The 17,055-nt window shown below is 59.9% G+C and carries 13 protein-coding genes and 4 pseudogenes; 12 read left to right on the forward strand and 5 right to left on the reverse strand.

What is annotated here, in order from left to right:
- Positions 1-499: 499 nt before the first annotated feature.
- Positions 500-1,024, forward strand: coding sequence for a hypothetical protein (locus P6U30_RS11845; protein ID WP_407169237.1), 525 nt, complete (start codon positions 500-502; stop codon positions 1,022-1,024).
- A gap of 667 nt (positions 1,025-1,691) precedes the next feature.
- Positions 1,692-1,793: a hypothetical protein gene (locus P6U30_RS11850; protein WP_407169238.1), complete on the forward strand. Its 102-nt coding sequence runs from the start codon at positions 1,692-1,694 to the stop codon at positions 1,791-1,793.
- 720 nt (positions 1,794-2,513) lie between these two features.
- On the opposite strand, the pseudogene P6U30_RS11855 reads toward P6U30_RS11850, so the two are convergent.
- A pseudogene (locus P6U30_RS11855) lies at positions 2,514-3,046 on the reverse strand (IS5/IS1182 family transposase); the annotation flags it as partial.
- A gap of 56 nt (positions 3,047-3,102) precedes the next feature.
- Here P6U30_RS11855 and P6U30_RS11860 point away from each other — a divergent pair.
- The 7 genes and pseudogenes from P6U30_RS11860 to P6U30_RS11890 form a co-directional block, all read left to right on the forward strand.
- Positions 3,103-3,306: pseudogene (locus P6U30_RS11860) on the forward strand (enoyl-CoA hydratase); the annotation flags it as partial.
- A 151-nt stretch (positions 3,307-3,457) separates the two neighbouring features.
- Complete coding sequence (gene istA, locus P6U30_RS11865) at positions 3,458-4,720, forward strand: IS21 family transposase (RefSeq protein WP_407169239.1); 1,263 nt, start codon at positions 3,458-3,460, stop codon at positions 4,718-4,720.
- A 59-nt stretch (positions 4,721-4,779) separates the two neighbouring features.
- Positions 4,780-5,573 (forward strand): annotated as a pseudogene (istB, locus tag P6U30_RS11870) (IS21-like element helper ATPase IstB).
- A 223-nt stretch (positions 5,574-5,796) separates the two neighbouring features.
- Positions 5,797-5,940 (forward strand): annotated as a pseudogene (locus tag P6U30_RS11875) (ArdC-like ssDNA-binding domain-containing protein); the annotation flags it as partial.
- Positions 5,941-6,227: 287 nt separating this feature from the next.
- Positions 6,228-6,998, forward strand: a complete 771-nt coding sequence (gene uppS / locus P6U30_RS11880; RefSeq protein WP_407169240.1) for a polyprenyl diphosphate synthase — start codon at positions 6,228-6,230, stop codon at positions 6,996-6,998.
- A 154-nt stretch (positions 6,999-7,152) separates the two neighbouring features.
- Entirely contained in the window at positions 7,153-7,356 is a 204-nt protein-coding gene (locus P6U30_RS11885) for a hypothetical protein (RefSeq protein WP_407169241.1), read from the forward strand.
- 43 nt (positions 7,357-7,399) lie between these two features.
- The gene (locus P6U30_RS11890; RefSeq protein WP_407169242.1) at positions 7,400-8,500 is read left to right on the forward strand and encodes a terpene synthase family protein; all 1,101 of its coding nucleotides are present in this window, start codon (positions 7,400-7,402) and stop codon (positions 8,498-8,500) included.
- A 100-nt stretch (positions 8,501-8,600) separates the two neighbouring features.
- Here P6U30_RS11890 and P6U30_RS11895 read toward each other — a convergent pair whose 3' ends face one another.
- Together P6U30_RS11895 and P6U30_RS11900 are read right to left on the reverse strand one after the other, a co-directional pair.
- Entirely contained in the window at positions 8,601-8,948 is a 348-nt protein-coding gene (locus tag P6U30_RS11895) for a transcriptional regulator (protein ID WP_407169243.1), read from the reverse strand.
- A gap of 3 nt (positions 8,949-8,951) precedes the next feature.
- Positions 8,952-9,080, reverse strand: coding sequence for a DUF6516 family protein (locus P6U30_RS11900; protein WP_407169244.1), 129 nt, complete (start codon positions 9,078-9,080; stop codon positions 8,952-8,954).
- Between the two features lie 158 nt (positions 9,081-9,238).
- On the opposite strand from P6U30_RS11900, the gene P6U30_RS11905 reads away from it, so the two are divergent.
- Both P6U30_RS11905 and P6U30_RS11910 read left to right on the forward strand, forming a co-directional pair.
- A complete protein-coding gene (locus tag P6U30_RS11905; protein WP_280973039.1) occupies positions 9,239-9,553 on the forward strand; it encodes a hypothetical protein in 315 nt (104 codons plus the stop codon).
- A gap of 696 nt (positions 9,554-10,249) precedes the next feature.
- Positions 10,250-10,456, forward strand: a complete 207-nt coding sequence (locus P6U30_RS11910; RefSeq protein WP_280973038.1) for a hypothetical protein — start codon at positions 10,250-10,252, stop codon at positions 10,454-10,456.
- Positions 10,457-11,390: 934 nt separating this feature from the next.
- Here the strand turns inward: P6U30_RS11910 and P6U30_RS11915 are convergent.
- Together P6U30_RS11915 and P6U30_RS11920 are read right to left on the reverse strand one after the other, a co-directional pair.
- On the reverse strand, positions 11,391-12,929 hold the full coding sequence (locus tag P6U30_RS11915; RefSeq protein WP_280980478.1) for a S10 family peptidase: 1,539 nt from the start codon (positions 12,927-12,929) through the stop codon (positions 11,391-11,393).
- Positions 12,930-13,846: 917 nt separating this feature from the next.
- On the reverse strand, positions 13,847-14,758 hold the full coding sequence (locus P6U30_RS11920; RefSeq protein WP_407169245.1) for a sulfite exporter TauE/SafE family protein: 912 nt from the start codon (positions 14,756-14,758) through the stop codon (positions 13,847-13,849).
- A 1,681-nt stretch (positions 14,759-16,439) separates the two neighbouring features.
- On the opposite strand from P6U30_RS11920, the gene P6U30_RS11925 reads away from it, so the two are divergent.
- Positions 16,440-16,982: a hypothetical protein gene (locus P6U30_RS11925; RefSeq protein WP_407169246.1), complete on the forward strand. Its 543-nt coding sequence runs from the start codon at positions 16,440-16,442 to the stop codon at positions 16,980-16,982.
- The last annotated feature ends 73 nt before the right edge of the window (positions 16,983-17,055 follow it).

Below are 17,055 nucleotides of genomic sequence, written 5' to 3' on the forward strand. Positions count from 1 at the left end.
AGATCCGATCATTTTACAGACATTTGCGCGCGTCTCGATTTCTGACTCGTGACTCGCTCAAATCGGATCAACTTTGTTGGATTGATGTCGATAAGGCTACCAAAGGAAAAATGGAATGGACCCATTTCACAATGTCGACCCATCCGCGGCTCGGACAAATTACGTCGAGCCGCAACAGGAAGAGACAGGGCAAGCAGACTTTGAGCGGCGGCTTAGAGAGCCTCAGCCAATCCTTCGAACATCAGCTTCACCCGGGACTGGATCGACCCGCACTGTGACGGAAGGCAATGTGAGAGCGCAGTCTATCCAGGAGAACGAACGGTGCGCAGCTGCATCCTTTGTCAGAGCGCGCGCTCAGCTTGCCGCAACGCTGACCTGCGCAAACGTTGCGGAACTCAGAAGAGAAATCGAACTTGCTGCGCAAAGATCAGCACAATGGTCAAGCGCGACTAGGCCGTCAGCCAGCGGCGTCGATAGTGGTCGCGTTTACGACGACGTAGTGGCATCGTCGTACGCGGAGCTGCAGCGCTTTCAAGACCACGCCAGCCATTGCAAGCCACATGTGCTGGACCGTCAAAGCGCGTTGGACCATTTGCGTTCCATGGCGGCTTTGCGTTACGACGCCGCTCCCTGGAATATTTGGGGAGGCCAACAACTTGATCTGGGTCGCGCAGCGGCAGAGCACATGAGAGGGGACACCAATTCTTCACCTTTTGTATCACTGTCCGAGGACGCTTCACAACTGCTCGTTTCGCCGGACGATGACGACGGGTATGGCGCCAAAGCAATCGCGGAAAACGCGAACGAGTTGCACACTTACACGGTGCCGAGGGTCACCACTTGGACGGCCGAAGAGATCGTCAGGATTCTTGAGGACGGGACTGAGAATGATGAACCCAGTCTAGCATGGGTGAGCGATACCCCAACTGAGGAGCGGGAGGTACTGTTTCTGGGCGGGAATCTGGATGACTATCGGACCGCTAGCGAATCGAATCCATACAGAAAGTCAGAGACAAGAGGCTGAGGTAGAAGATCCAGAAAGGCGATATGTCTTGTTGCGATGCTCGAAAAAAAATCGGAAGCAGCGTTTGCGGCATCTATGATAGTCCGATCGAAGTGGCGAGCGGTGGAGCTGGCCGCGTACCGCACTTCGACAATCAGAGTTTCCCCCGAAGCCTGTACCGTTTTCAGATTCGCCGCGCTTGTCGTCGGACTGAAGACAGGGTATTTCGCTCGCCAAGATCCCATTATAGCACCGCTATAGTCTGCAGAGCTTCATGCGCGAGTCTGACGGCAATGCCAGCAGAGCAACAACGAGCTTCGCGCGACGGTGACGCAGTCATCATTGCACGAGGTGTCGCAGACCAATCTGACGACGGTCATGCGTGGCGACGACTATGCCGGTTCGCAGATCCTTTTCTCGTTTGAACCGATGGAGGCCGGGCCCCTGCCGCTACACGAGGGCGTCGCAGGCTGGTTGAGCAGGTCTCCAGCATGGCCGTGTCATATTCCGTTTGGGGGCGCTGGATGAAATAGCGCGCTAGTGCGCCAGAGGGTAGCCCTTGGCCGGTCCGAGCCGATCAATGATATCGAGGTCTACCTCGCCTACCAGATCCCGTTGCGCGAGCCATTGGAGCTGCGTGCGCTTTCTTACTGTCTCTCACGTCGCCCGAGACGACGTTGCCAGGGCCATGGCGACGGTGCCGGGCGAGGAAGCTAGAGGCTTTGCGGACTATTTGGCAACACGTTGGCATCCTTGGGACACCGTGCTGAGGGCGCATTGCCTCGGATGACCATGCAGGGATGGAAGATCGGCTCATCGCGCGATGGGCGATGAGTTTCAAACTCGCCTGAACGAGCGGCTCGCTGAAGAGGGTCTGACGGGCGATGCCGCTGCCGAGCGGACGCTCGGCCTCAAATCGTCAGTGAGATCGCCCGGGAAATCAAAAGCAAGGTCATGCTGCCGGGCGGTTGGGAGGCTTAGCGTCGAACTGTAAAGATCGGCCAGACCCATGATACGGATTGCTGTCATGAGATCGCACCCCTACGCAATGACAGCCCTGCCGAGGTGTCCGGGCTACGGAGGCATCGTCTATCGGCGATGCCATCGTTACTTTAAAGTGTGATGGCGACTGAAAGGTACATGGCTGCGGTACGCCTATGTAAGGCTTCGTACCGCGTTGTACCTTGGCAGGAGCGCCTCGCCATCCGCTTTGAAGAGGAGCAGCTCCGACCTCATGGGCCGAAGGAACTTAAGGAAGAACGAAAAGCCCCAGCACCTTCTGGCAGCCGTGGAAGCCAAGATGCTGAGGCCGTCGTAGCCTTATCCAAGAGATGCAAACGGATAGGCGGCGTCATTGTGCATCGCGAAGTCGATTCGTCAAACCGGCGGGGATGATTATCTCGCTGGCTTGCCAACCATCCGAAAGCCAAGTCTCGCCGGACGTTTGCCCGTTGGGTTCACGGCGGACCAACCATAGACCCTTCACGCCGAGCGCGACGACACCGTTTGGCTTCTGCCCTGAGATGAACACCCTGAACCTGTAGTCGGGTGGCGCATTGTGGTCGCGATAGCCTTTGTCGAGAACGAGGCGCTCGATGATGTTGCCGATCAGCGCCTCCATGTCCGGATCACGGTTTTGAGCGTGTGGCCGTCATAGGGGTTGCCGGGCAAGGCCTTCACATGGGTGACGAACTGGCCGCCGCAGGCCGGCGATAGCGTCGTGGCGACCGAGACCTTGACGCCGAACTCGTAGGGCCGGTGCAACTTGCTTTGCCGATGCACTCTACTCCGGCGCGTGCAGCGAGTAGACCTTCGGTCCTCGCTGCGCTGCTTCTGGTCAAGCACCCCTCGCGCCAGCGCCAGCATGCGGTCGAGCGCGATCTCATGAAGCAAGCCGACGCTACCTTCGAGCTTGCGGGTGATATCGCGGATGACGCGGCCGAGATAGGTTCGCAGCGTCCTCAAGGCCCGGTTGGCGCGCTTGAACTGCTTGGCGTGGGCATCGCGCTGGTGCTTGATCAGGGCGAACTTGCCCATCGACAAACATAGTATGGTCGGTGAGCCCGCCAGCCACGGTTGAGGCGACGCCCATGGCCCCGCTGGAGCTTGCCGAACGGGTCGCCGCGAACGCGCCGCTGACAAATTTCGCGGTGCTTCAGGCGTTGCCGATGATCGCGGAGGCCAATCCGCAGACCGGGCTTTTGATACAATCCCTGATGGCGACCGTCGCGCAGAGCGACAAGGAAGCCAAGCGGCGCATCCACGCATTCCTTGATCGCAAGACCGCTGTCACTGGGCGGTGAATACTCCCCAAATATGGGCATCGAAAATTCCCTAGCTGGCATCCCAGCCTGAAGGGGCCGCGGCGCGTAGGCCCCACATACCGGAGCGCTGCGGCCCCTTCAGGCTTTCCGCATCCGATCCTGTCCCGAAGTGATTCGGGGGGCGGAACGGATGATCCAGCTTGGAGATCTCATCGTGATTTTGGACCTTCACCGTCAGGGCTTGTCGATTAGCGCGATTGCCCGGCGCACGGGGCGCGACCCGAAAACGATCCGCAAATACATCGCGCGTGGTCTCGAGCCACCCGCCTATGGCCCTCGCCAGGCTGGCCGGCCGAACAAACTCGCACCCTATCTGGACTATCTGCGCGAGCGCATCGCCGCATTCCCCGACTTGAGTGCCATCCGGTTAACGCGCGAGCTTCGCGAGCGTGGCTACACCGGCGCCTACACGGCCGTGAAACGCTTCGCGGCTGCGATCCGTCCCGACAACGCACCTAAACCCTTTGAGGTGCGATTTGAGACGCCTGCCGGGAAGCAGGCGCAAGTGGACTTTGCTCGCTTCGTGACCATCTTCACCGACGAGCCCGGTGTGACACGGATCATTTGGCTGTTCTCGATGGTGCTCGGCCATTCGCGGTTCATCTTCGCCCGCTTCGTCATGCATCAGGACCTGCAGACGCTGCTGCGCTGCCACATACAGGCTTTTGCGGTCATCGGCGGTGTCCCGATCGAGATCCTTTACGACCGCATGAAGACGGCCGTGACGGGCGAGGACGGCGATGGTCACATCGTCTATAACCGGTCGCTCCTGGCGCTCGCACAACATTACGGCTTCCATCCGAGGGTCTGCCGGCCGTACCGCGCCAAGACCAAGGGCAAGGTCGAGCGTCCGTTCAGCTACATCCGGCAGGACTTCTTCCTCGCGCGCAGCTTCCGCAATCTCGACGATCTCAACACCCAGCTCGATGACTGGCTCGCGACGGTTGCGAACGTACGCGTGCATGGCACCACGCAGAAAGTCGTCGCTGAGGCGTTTGCCGCCGAAAGACCCGAGCTGCAGGCGTTGCCGGCAGGGCCGTTCGACGCGCTGCTCAAACTCGAGCGCCGTGTCAGCCACGACGGGCTCGTGTCGATCGGCGGCAACTATTACAGCGTACCAGACCGTACGCGGCGCATTGTCGAAGTGCAGCAATTGCCTGATGTAATCCGCATTCTCGACCAAGGCGAAATCGTCGCCGTCCATCCCGTTCTGGAAGGCCGCCGGCGAACTCGCGTCGCCCCCGAGCATCGCCAGGCCGTCAACCGATCCAGGTCGCGACCTGGCGTGTCCGAAGCCCTCGCCGGTCGGGCCGGCGATCACATCCCACGACGGTCGTTGGAGTTTTACCAAGCTGTCGGCAAACGGCTCGCCCACTCGGGAGGCCGGCCATGACCATCCACACGCAACCGGCAGCGATCGACAGCGTCAAGAAAAGCCTGGTCGCACTCAGGATGCCACGTGCGCTGGAAATATTGGACACTACGCTGCGGCGAGTCGAACAGGGTGAGGTCACCTGGATTGAGGCGCTCGATCAGCTGCTTGTCGAGGAGCTGACGTTGCGCGACAATCGCCGTGTCAGCACCGCGCTGAGAATGTCTCGCCTGACCACCGTCAAAACGCTCGCCGGCTTCGACTTCGCATTCCAGCCCTCGCTCGATCGCAATCGCATCCTGGCGCTTGCCGAATTGAAGTTCATCGACCGCGCCGAGGTGGTCCATCTGCTTGGGCCACCCGGCACCGGCAAGAGCCATTTCGCGACGGCGCTCGCGGTCGAGGCCGTCAAGGCGGGAAAGAGCGTCGCGTTCGCCACGCTCGCCGACATCGTCACCACCCTCGCAAAAGCCGAACGCGAAGGCACTTTGCGCGAGCGCCTGCGGTTCCTCGCCCGCGCCTCCTCCTTGTCGTCGACGAGATCGGTTACCTCCCGGTCGTGCCCGGCGGCGGCAATCTGTTCTTCCAGTTGGTCAACGCCCGCTATGAAAAAGGCGCGATGATCCTCACTTCGAACCGCGGCTTCGCCGAATGGGGCGAGGTCTTTGGTGATGCCGTCGTCGCCACAGCATTGCTTGATCGCCTGCTTCACCACGCAGTTGTTATCCAAATCGAGGGATCGAGCTATCGGCTTCGCCAGCACGCTGCCCTCGTACCGGAAAACGTCCGCTCGCGCCCGCTCACAAACCCGCCGCAGCCCAAGCGCCGCGGCCGCCCACCCGGAAGGACCAATAACGATCCCGATAGCGGCTGATCCCCGAACCACAATCACCGTCACCTAGGGAAATTTGGAAGCCCATTCTTACGGAAAGTTCGCTGCCCGTTGACAACCGCTAAGGTGAAGCCGACATGAGCGCAAAGCCTGATAGGCCTTCGCCGCTCGCCGGCGCGCATTTGCTTCGTCCGATCTCGTTCGGCAATCCCGAGATGACGGTCGAGCGGCGCGCCGACGGCACGATCTACCTTCGTCCGAGTCCCACATTCGCAAAGCCGAAACCGGAACGCTCGTGGTCTATGCCGACAAGATCATTCGCAAAGAGACGAATTCCGAGACCGGCGACGAAGCCGAACGGGCGATTCCTTTCATGAAGGGCTACACGGTCTTTAATGCTGAGCAAATCTACCAAGGGATGTGCAGGGTAGGTTCTGAACGTCGGTCGCTCTGAGGTTGGCAGTGCCGCTATTCGAATTTAGTTCTATGGGCATCGCCGCAGTCGCGTTGGCCGGCGGCGGCGGAGCAATCGCTGCCCCCCCCATAGCTGGTAGTTTGTACCTGCCGCTGAATAGTTAAGATACTAGGAAGACCGTTCAATGATCAAGCGACCGTCACGCCGAGCTATCCCGCCGGAGCGCGCAATGCATTCGCGAAGGAAGCCTCTTGTCTTCGTGATCAATTGAGGGAGCGCTGATGATGCAAGTCACCGCTTTGGCTACTTCCGACGCGTGCGCGACGAACCGGTGCGATGCGCAGTTGTCCGATCGACCCGTAGCGATTCGGCATCTTGCCGTCATCCTCGACGGCAACCGGCGGTGGGCGGAACGACTCGGCCTGCAGTCGATCGAAGGCTACCGGGCAGGGGGACGCAACGTTCATGCCCTGTTATCGTGGTGCAGCGAGGCCGGCATTCCGATAGTCACTCTGTGGCCGCTGTCCGCAGAAAACCTCACTCGCGATCCGGAAGAACTGCACGCACTGCTGACCGTCATCGCCGATGTTTTTGAGGAACTTGCATGCAGCCACCTCTGGCACCTGCGCGCGATCGGCGACCTGTCCCGTCTTCCGCCCGATGCGGAGCGCCGCATTCGCAACGCCGAGTGCCATACTGCAGGCATTGCCGGGCTCGACGTGAACATCGCCGTCGCATACAGCGGCCGCCTCGAATTGCTGCATGCCATCAGGACGCTGATCGCGGACCACCTCACGGCCGGCACCGTGGACACGCTGCAAACTGACCTGGGTCCTGAATCGATCGCGAGCCGGCTCTATACGGCAGGGCAATCCGATCCGGATCTCGTCATCCGGACGTCCGGAGAGCAGCGGCTGTCGAACTTTATGCTTTGGCAGTGTGCATTCTCCGAGTTTCATTTTACGCCGGTTTGCTGGCCTGATTTCAGCCGCGCGGATTTCGAGGAGGCGCTCACGGTCTATCGGTTGCGGCATCGCAGATTCGGGCAATGACGTCTCCTATCCCGAAGGATGGTTCGCGATCCTGGCCAGCGACAAGATCCGGCCGGGCGAAGTCGCCGCCGCGCGTCTGATGAACGAGGACGCCATGCTCTATCGTACAGACGCGCGGGTATATGAGACGTAGTGTCTGCACCTCGACGCGCATTTGGGCTACGGCGGTTGCGTCGACGGCGAAGATCATCTCGTCTGCCTGTTCCACGCATTCGCATACGACAAGCAAGGCGCATGCGCACGCACGGGGTGCGGCGACCGGCCGCGGCGCGTCTCGCTCGGGCACCGCCGGCCCGCGCACGAAGTCAACGGCCTGCTGTACATGTGGCATCGCCATGCGGGCTCGCCGCCGGCGTAGAAGCGACAGAATCGAAAGTAACGATACGTCCCGGAGATCGCATATGAATCAATCGGCACATTTGAGCAATCCGGAAAGCAGGCTCCTCCCCAACAGCACACTGCTCGGCAGCAAGCTGCGTCTTCCAGCGTTTTACTATCCGTTTCCGGAGGAGCGCGATCCGAATACCGACGCCGTGGAAGCCGAAGTCGTGGAATGGGCGGTCCGCTATGCGCTCGTCGGGCGCGGCGGCAAGGGTGAAGCCATGCTGCGCAGCCTCGGCCCAGCCGACGTATGCGGCCGGATGTATCATTGCAGGAACCGCGAAGCATTCCTGGCTGCATCGATCTGGAGTGCGTGGATGTTCCTGGTGGACGAGCACTTCTGCGAGACCGGCGCGTATCACGGTTCGCCGGGCCGACTTGCACAATTCCACCTCTGGCTAAGGGCGATCTTGACCGATCCGGGCGGATACGACTGGCGGTCGATGTGCGGGGAGATTGTCCGCGGCCTTCCGGCTGAGTATGCCGAACTTTGCCTCAGGACGGGAGAGGCGACCACCGACATGGCGCAACGCATCGAGAAGGTGAGCAGCTCGATGCAATACGTGCGCTGGATGGAAAGTATGACGTGCTATTTTCTCAGCACCATCTGGCAGCTGGGACTCGACATGAGCGGGCCGCCGCCAAGTGTGCAGGAGTATTTGCTCGGCCGGGCCAGCTTTTCCGGCGCGCCACCTACCTGCGCGCTGGCCGATATCGTCGCCGGATACGAGGTGCCGGCCAACGAGCACCAGCGCGTCGAGGTCAGACGGCTACAGACTCTCGTGGGTATCGTCCTCGGTCTATGCAACGACGTCATGTCATTCCCCCGCGAAATCGGCGTAATCTGGAATCTGCCGAACATCCTGATCGCACAGGGCATGTCGCAACAGGAAGCCATTACGAATACGGTGCGCATTCACAATGATGTGGTCCGCGAGTATCTCGACCTGGAGGCGCGGATCACGCCTTGGGCGGGTGCCGAGCTTCGGCGTTTCCTTCACGACATGGGCACGCTGATGCGTGGTCACTACGACTGGGCACGCCAGCAGAAGCGTTATGCCGCGACTGACAACTATTTCTTCGATGCGCCGGTCGAGCCAGACGATTTTCGGGCCGCCTGAACAGGCCAGCGCACGGGCGGTCGGACGTCAAGGATAATTGAGCAGGGACGGCATTGTCTGACTGCGCTGTTCAATCTGACTATTGATACGGGCGGCGACGTCACGCCGCCATCATGTCAAACTCGACATGCACGCGGTCATAGGGAAATTCCACCCCCCCACTTTCGGTGCGCTCCAAAATCCCCGCGCCCAGTAGCAGGGTCACGTCAGAGTGGACCCCCTTGAAGTCACGATCGACCCGACGTGCGACTTCCCGGATCGTCAGCGGGCCGGTTCCGGTCATAACGCGCACAATTTCCATGCGTTTGGGCGCAAGCACTCGCCAAAGATCGCTGACGCTCTCGAACGAAATTCGGTCGTCGCCGGCTTTACGCTGCCCGTGCGCACTCGCCAGGATGCGGCGCATCACGTCGCTTTGTGTCTCGACGCTCAGGATAACCGTCCGCATGCTCTATCTCCGTTTATTCACGTCGCGCGAAAAATCCGCCAGCAGCCGCTCCAGCCCACGAAACGCATATGGGCTTTCCTTGCCATCCAGATGGCGACGATCGCCCTTGCCGCGTTCATTGTCGTAACGCACGCGTCAGACGCCGTTCACCACATAGGCGAGCTGAACTGAAGCGCTCATTCACGATGTTCCAGTCGATCAGCGCTGCCGACCGCACCCGCGGATGACCCATGTCGATGATCTGATCAAGCGGCGGAAGCAACAAGTCTTTCTGGCGATCATCCCGCGGCTTGCTCATCGCAATTCGCAATGTCGACGACGCCGTCAGGGAATCACGAATCGCCCAAAAGCAAAACCAAAAACGCAAGAAAGCGAGGTCCAATATCCCCCTTTCCTACAAAATTGAATGCTACATCAAGACCAATTCTGCTTATTTCTCAGATCAATCCGCATTCTTCACGGACGACTCATTGCTTGAAGAAAATCCAGTCCTTGCGACTGTACCGAGCGGCGAGGATTCGCGCGGGCGCGCGGCGCTTGTCGCCAACAAGGCCCGCGCGGTGCACTTCGAGCCAGGCATCCGCAACACACCGCGAATAGCCTAAGCTCACATCACTAAGGCGCCGCGCGACCGCGAGAATTGCCACCCAACCCCGGCAAGGCTACGAACGATTCGAGTTGCAATGAAAACCCTCGGCGGCAAGAACCGGCGCGCCGCCGCCTCAGCTCGGAAAGACAAAATGGGCATTGGCGCTTGCAGTCAATGCGCTACAAGATCGGCCGCCCTCAACAACTATATCGCGGCGATGGCAAGTTCTAGCCGGGAATGTAGTCCTGTTCCCTGCCAGCATGCCACCGTGCTCGAGTCGGTCGAAGCCGTGTGGTGCGGCCTGCAGCGCAGCCGAACAAAAGAATGGAATTGCAGCGATCTCCCCAGTCGCCATCTTGGACATGAAGAAATTGCTTGTCCATCTCATCACGGAAGGTGACGTAGGGCCGTTGGCAGCACACGTCGGGCCTCGAACCAATGCAACTCACTGGTCCGGTGCGGACGACATAGTCGGGGTTAACACGTGATGTTCGATGCTCCGAGAAATGCGTCGGCCATTTCGGAGCGGAGCGAGAGGCAGACCATAAGCAGCGTCGCTCGTTCTGCGCGACTTAAGATCAAGGCGGCCGCGATGTCCGAGCTTATCCATGCCGTAGATGGACCCAATCAAGAAAATCAATTTTACCACTTGTGGCGTAGTCATATAGTCCTTGAAGGACGGCTGGGGCCAACCTAGGGAAGCGACTCTCGAATGAAAAGATTCGTGTTTGTGACTGCGAGCGCCCTCGCGCTTGGAACGGCGGCGGTGCCGACTTTTGCTGCGAAGGTTGCCGCGCAACGGGTCACCACCACGGTGCAGGTAGCCGATACGTCATATCCTCAATGCGCGGATGACCCGTTGGACGGTATCTGCGATCTCTTCTTTTGTTTGACCGATCCGTCGTGCGTGCAGCATTAATAACAGAAAACAAACCAAGCAGAGAATAGGATGGAGGTCTCGTGCACCGGCCGCTCGCGGGGACAGCGGCCGCGTCCTCTTCGCGTACGAGGGTGCGCTGCTAGATGGTACAAGGTGCGCCATCTTCAGTGTCTTCTCAGATGACAATTCCGCCCGACTAAGCCCACAACATAAGAGACAGCAAAGTTTGCGGATACTGCCGTTACTTGGGCATGTTGGTACTCGCCCGGCACTGCGGTCGGGCTGGCCGAGAGCGTAGGTGTGCGTAAGGACCCCTAACGTCCGGACCGTTTCCCGCGCTGGCCATTCCGATCGAGAGCGCCCGGCCTTCCCAACGATACTCGATTGTGCGCTCAATAATCATATTTAAACACCATCGAGATCGCGCGCGCTCTTGAGCGGGCTTTGCTGTGACACCGGAGGTCGGAGGCCAATGGTGCTTTCAGAAAAGGAATGGACAGCGTGAAAAGGGATTGGGCAGGCGTCACGCCCCGTACGGGCTGACTACATCAAGCGGGATCTCATCGAGCCCCGCTGGATTGGCTCCCGGCCGTAGCGCGAAGCACTGAATATGCGCCTCGCCGGGCAGGATGCCTCCCGGTATCAGACCGGGTGCTCGCCGACTCGCAAGATGAGCCGGAACCTCCTGTCGCTTGCAATTGCGGCCAGCGCAATGCTGTTGAGCGCACTCGAGTGCGCGCCAGATCGGAGCGGAATTCCCATCGAGACAGACAAAACCGTTCGATGGCCGGAATCTCAAACAGTCCAGGGCACTGCTGGATGATCAGGCACAAATCCATCCAGGACCGCCTCGATTGCCCGAAGGTTCTGGCTGGGTCTGGCGTCGGAACAGGCGCCAGGATTCGGCAGCACTAGCGCAAGATTGAAGATGCTTGTGGAGCGCGAGCTTGCCTGTGACGAGGTCCTGGTCGGCTTACTTCATCATCGCCTCGACTTCCGCACGAAAAGCCTGGCGCGAGGCGTCCCGTGAATAGAACATGTGCCCGCCCGGAAACACCATAAGTTTGACACGCGGTGTGGAGGCAAATGGCGGCAATTGATCAAGCACGATCTGTGATCCGAAATACGGCGTGACGAGGTCAAAAAGGCCATGCGCGACCAGCAATTTCATCTTGCGGTCCGTTGCCAGGATCTGGCGCAGCTCCGAAAGAGACTCCGGAGGGCTACGGCCGAAATCCCAAGCCGGCCGGACCGTGTCGTTGAGCAGCTCATAGGACCCATCCGGTCGCCAATTAAGTTTGCGCGTGAGGAGATCGACGGTGGCGCTGGTCAGAGGCGCCAGGAGCGTATCGCTCGAGGGATCGCCGGACAGCTGGAAATCGAACTCCGGATATGGATCGAGGCCACGCACTGAGGCGTCATAATTGCCGATTAACTTGCCGTTCTTACGGTCGAATTCACGGCGGAACTCGGCGAGCCCAAAGCGGCCCGCGAGCCTGCGACTGACCGCTTGGTCGATGCCGGTCAGCGCCGCGGCCTTGTCGGCCAGACGCGTGGTCGCTTCCTTATCCGCCTGGCCTTTGATGAGGTCGACCAGAAATTCGCCGCGAGCATAAGCTTCTACGTCGGCGAGATCGGCTCGCTTCACCGGGCTCTCGGCTTCACGCATGGTCGCGACATAGCTTGGTAGCCTTGCGACGTATTGCAGTAGGCTCGTGCGGGCAAACTGGCTGTAATCGAATGCTGGCGAGACCATGATCAGGCCCTTGATGCCTATGCCCTGCCGCGTCTGCAATTGGTGGGCAACCTTTGGCCCGCGAATGCCGCCATAGCTTTCACCCGCGAGATACTTCGGCGACAACAGCCGGTCATGCTTTTCGAGCCAGCGGCGAACCACCAGCGCGAGCGCGTTGACGTCGCCCTCAACGGAATAGAGCCGCTTGCGCACATCCTTGCCGGTCCCCACGAAACGGCTAAAGCCGGTGCCCACGGGATCGAGAAACACCAGATCGGTGAAATCGAGCCAAGTTTCTGCGTTTGGCCTTACTTCCGGCGATGTCGATGGCGTGACCTCGTCAGCATTGATTGGCAGCCGCCACGGTCCGGCATTGCCGAGCTGCAGCCAGGCCGATGATGAGCCCGGTCCGCCGTTGAAGAAGAATGTTACCGGGCGAGTGCCGCGATCGGTGCCGTCAAGCTGATAGGAGGTGTAGGCGATGTCGGCCTGCGGCTTGCCCTTATCGTCAAACAAGCGGATGGAGCCAGCGGTCGCGATGAAAGAAAGCGTCCGCCCAGGGAGCTCAAGCGTATGCCTGGTGCTGGAGTCCGGCGGCAGGCGATGCTGCTCGGTCGCCGACGGCATACTCGGCGTCTGGCCGGCGCCACCATTCTGGCCGTCCGCCGTCGTGATCTGGGTAGGCGGCGGCGGATCTGCGGCACGCGCGCTCCCCATTACACCGCAGGCAAACAGGATCACCGCAAGAGACGTGCGGTGCGGCGCGGTCAATTGCATCGAGTTGCTCCTGTCCCGACGCGCACTTTGGTGCGCGTGGCGTCTGTCAAACCAGCTCTAACCACTAGCTCAGGCCGGAAAGCAACAAACCTACTAGATCCAGTAGTCATCACCATCGTCAGATGCTCTATCAATCACGATGATAACCTGTCGCTGGTAGGCGACGAATCGAATGGGTGTAACGATCGAATAGGTTGGATCAGAACAGCCAGCTACAGCCGATCCGTACGAAGGTGACATTTGGACCTGGCCCGTGGATCACCATACCGGCGGACGGCTTCTGCAATCGTCGAAAGAGAAAGACCTGACAGACGACCGCGCTCGATCACAGGTCGGAGGGCTTGCACGACGGCGGCAACCGCAGAAGCGGCCTACATGAAGCACCGCTAAACCGACAACCGCCAGCGGTTAGCACCGAATCCCCGATCGCTTGTGCGAACGGCCGCCGGACCAGAAAGCGCGCCGACTATCGTCAATCTGCCGATCGTCTTGCCGACGAGCGCGGCCGTCGGGGGACCGACTACGATTGCGGAGTGTTCGTGGTGGATGGCACGCGGGCACTGGTTCGGCCGATTGGCGCAAAGACGACGGCCAGCGGTCCCACATCGACAACCTCCGCGCGATCGGCGACCACTCCAAAACCTAGTCAGGGCTCATCCGGCTTGGACTGATCGAGCTGGCTGGAACGGCTCTCGCCGATAGATCGGCAAAGCGCCGTACATAATGGTTGTAGACGCGGACCGTCTGGCAGTCGTAAACGGAAGGGGACCGGCTCGTCGAGCGGTCCGAGGCTCGGACCTGCCGGTTCAAAATTAGATCGTGAGTGCCCTGGCAATCACCGTCGAATGGACGGCGATCCTTTGGCCCATGCACAAATAACGCGACCTCATCGCGGCGAGGTCGCCCCCGATGCCGCGTCACTTGGCGAAACGATTGTCCCGTTTGGGCAAGGGCGCATGCGCCATAAAGAACGTGTACAGCAGGCAAAGATCAATCAGCATCGTGGCTGCCATGACGCTATAGGCCCATGGGCTTTCCATCAGCTTCAACTCGATCAGCACCCGCGATAAACCGAAGCCCACGACCCATGCATCGAAGCTCATGCAGATGCGGCGGAAGGTCTCCGCATCGATCCGCCGGATGATATAGGATCCCGCCGGGATACCCAGTACGACGCTAGGAACAAAAACATAAAGCAGGCTCGCGCTTTCCGAGACGAACAGGCCGAGCTTGTAATAGACGATGGCAGTCACGCTCGATTCCACCACGCGAACCAGCGCAAGGCCGGCGCGAAACTCGTTCTTGACCAAGCCCTGGTTGTTGAACAGCATCGCCAAGGGGGGGCCGGAGATAGTCGTCACGGAATAGAGGACGCCCAGCATCGAACCGAACGGCAGACCTATCAGCCAGTTCGCCCTGATCGAGCGCCGCCACCCCGCCGCCTGCAGCAAGATCAGGGGCAGAATACCTAAGTAGGTAGCGAACTTCATCCAGCCCGGCTGAAGCGAGGCCAGAACATAACCACCAATCGCAATGCCCGGTAAGAGCCCGAGCAAGATGGGAAGCACCCGTTTCCAAACCGCCCGGACACCGTTCAGATTGATCAAGAGGACGTAGAAGTTGACGAAGACCTCGATAATGACGATCGCGGGATTGAGGATACGATTGGTGTAGACAATGAGGGCAAGCGGTACTGTGAGGGACGAAAAACCATAACCGATGGCTCCGTTCACAAAGGCCGCAAAAAAGGCCGTTGCGGCCAGAAAGATCGCGGCGGCATCGAAAGGGGGCATTTCGTTAGCCTTCAGTTTCGGCGTGGCGCCGGACAATGCGTTACGCCACCAGGACGTGGGTATTCATCAGGCTCGCAGCGGCTTCATATCACTCGCAAATCAGCTCCGGTTGGCCTTCAAAGTAGCGGGGGCTGCGGTCAAGCACCGAACCTCAATAGGTGCGCCCGTTGCCAACTCCAGATCGATCACAACATCCTGGGAGACGTGCGGTGTTTCCCACTACCTGACCAGGACAACTCAGCCAATATGGGGCGATATCTTTTTTTATTGTTTGCGATCGAACCCTTTACAGCCGTCCCTCGTATCGAAATCTCCAGATCGAGCTGTTACGGCCTTCGCTGCATCGGTGACCGCTGATTTGGCTCAGCCCTCGGGATTGGTCGTCCATTCACATACGCTCCATGATGGGTCCGTCGGTCCGCTTACTGAAGGCGGGCTCTTGCCGTCCAGTGTCGGACGACCGGCCTTTAAACGGACGTATCCAAGCGCTGAGTTATACAGGCAACGTGGTCTGAGGTTGCCGAAAGCAAAAGCTTCTCCTCTGAGAGCCAATGAGGCAACGAAAGTATTGCTGTATTCGTTGAAGGAGCATGACTTCTCTCCTGGCGCGTGACCTGTCTCTTGGACCATCTCGAAGGCATCGACGTCTGCTCGCAGATCGCCGATCTGCCGATCCGCTTTCTCGTGCAGCGGGATGCCGACGCTCCGTCGGTCCCATCGCGGTGGCAATTTGGACTATCGCTCGTAGGCCAATCCTATCGGCGCGTACCAGAGCGGCGTCCATCAGCTGCGCGGGGTCGGGCATCATTTTGAGCCAATGTTCGACCTGGATTGAGAGGCCGGCCGACACCAAGTCGGCACCCGGGCTACTCTGTTCAGCCGTGTTCGGTTGGAGAGGTCTTATGTCAGAAACGATCAGGCTCGCTCTGCCGCGCCTTGCCGCGACGGCGAACAGGATTCCACGTCCGTTGGGGTTGGAGCAACCAGTATGAGTCAGGAAGACGCCGCTCCATCAGCTACCAGGATTAGTTGGGGGATCCTGCTCAGGCTCGGCGGAGGAAAATCACGTGCTGCAGGCCTGGAGGCCCCTGCATGGCCGTGTAGTTCACGCCGTGAATGGTGAGATTTGTCTGCGGCTGAGACGGGTTCGGCAGGACGTTGTGCAAGCGCATTCCTTCAATGAGGTCTGGCGGCGCCCATTGGTCGCCATGCTGCCAGGGCCCGGCGAGGCACAGTGATAGATTAGGCGGGGCAGGCGCCGCGTCAGCCGGTTGATATGGCGAGCCCAAGATCGACTCCTCGAGGCTGTGCTCCCAGCATGCCGAACTTGGTTGATTGACGCTTGGCGCTGGCAAGTGAGGCATTGAAGGGCCGCTCTGCCAGACGTTTGCCGCACCCCAGCTGTCGGCTGGCAACGGGCCGGCTTGATCCACCGCCCGCCAAAGCTCCTCTGGATCGAAACTTGCACTGGCGACGGAATGGTCTGCCCCTCCGCCTGGCCAGACCCGCCCGCACCGCGGGTAGCCTCGCCGAGCTCACGATACTCTCGAAGCGCCGTCAACGCGGCCTTCATTGGACGGTTGTTCGGGAATGACTTGTTGGCGTGAGCGAGCAGCGAGTTGTGACCGAGTGCAGCAATCGTTTGGCCGGGCCCGAGGGAATTGGCCAATCTTTGAAGAACCCCAGCATAATTCTGGGCAGACGTCGATTTCCATCCATGACGCTCAGCGCCTGCCCGGACTGCCGCGTCGATGAGGCTCTTGTCGTCCGCAGAGAGTTCATATCGCCGCTCGTCAACGGACGCATCGGGCTCGCGATATTTGCGAACCGCCGCCAATGCAGGCCTCATGGCTGTGACGCGCGGAAAGACCTGTTCGGCATGAGCGACCAGGGAATTGTGATCGAGCGCATCAATCGTTTGACCCCGAGAGCCGAGATCATTTCCCAATTTGCGAAGAGCAATCGCATAACCCAGGCACGTCTTTTCTTTCAGAGTCCCGTGCTCGGCCTCGGCCTTGATCGCGGCCTCGATCAGGCTCCGGTCTTGGTGAGACAGATGAGGATACCGGTCCAGAGGCGGCGGAGCCGCTGCGATGGGAGCGCTATCGGCTCGGCGCGCCCGGTCCAGGGTCTGCTCAAAGTCCTCTTGCCCGGCCTGCTGTCGTTCCAGCATGGCGTGATACATATCCCGCCACCCCGGGTCGAATGGATTGAAATTGTGCGGGTCCATTCTCACCTCGTACGTTCGCAGCACGACTAGCCAGTCTAGTCGTGCTAGCTTTCGACAAGCTGACGAGCCCGCCCTTGTGTCCGGATTCAATTTGGCATTGTGC

The sequence above is a fragment of the Bradyrhizobium sp. ORS 111 genome (assembly GCF_045571485.1).
Classification (GTDB): domain Bacteria; phylum Pseudomonadota; class Alphaproteobacteria; order Rhizobiales; family Xanthobacteraceae; genus Bradyrhizobium.

Coding starts and splice junctions, on each gene's coding strand:
- P6U30_RS11850 (WP_407169238.1), top strand. CDS start 1,692: ATGGCGACGGTGCCGGGCGAGGAAGCTAGAGGCTTTGCGGACTATTTG.
- istA (WP_407169239.1), top strand. CDS start 3,458: ATGATCCAGCTTGGAGATCTCATCGTGATTTTGGACCTTCACCGTCAG.
- uppS (WP_407169240.1), top strand. CDS start 6,228: ATGATGCAAGTCACCGCTTTGGCTACTTCCGACGCGTGCGCGACGAAC.
- P6U30_RS11890 (WP_407169242.1), top strand. CDS start 7,400: ATGAATCAATCGGCACATTTGAGCAATCCGGAAAGCAGGCTCCTCCCC.
- P6U30_RS11895 (WP_407169243.1), bottom strand. CDS start 8,948: ATGCGGACGGTTATCCTGAGCGTCGAGACACAAAGCGACGTGATGCGC.
- P6U30_RS11910 (WP_280973038.1), top strand. CDS start 10,250: ATGAAAAGATTCGTGTTTGTGACTGCGAGCGCCCTCGCGCTTGGAACG.
- P6U30_RS11915 (WP_280980478.1), bottom strand. CDS start 12,929: ATGCAATTGACCGCGCCGCACCGCACGTCTCTTGCGGTGATCCTGTTT.
- P6U30_RS11925 (WP_407169246.1), top strand. CDS start 16,440: ATGACGCTCAGCGCCTGCCCGGACTGCCGCGTCGATGAGGCTCTTGTC.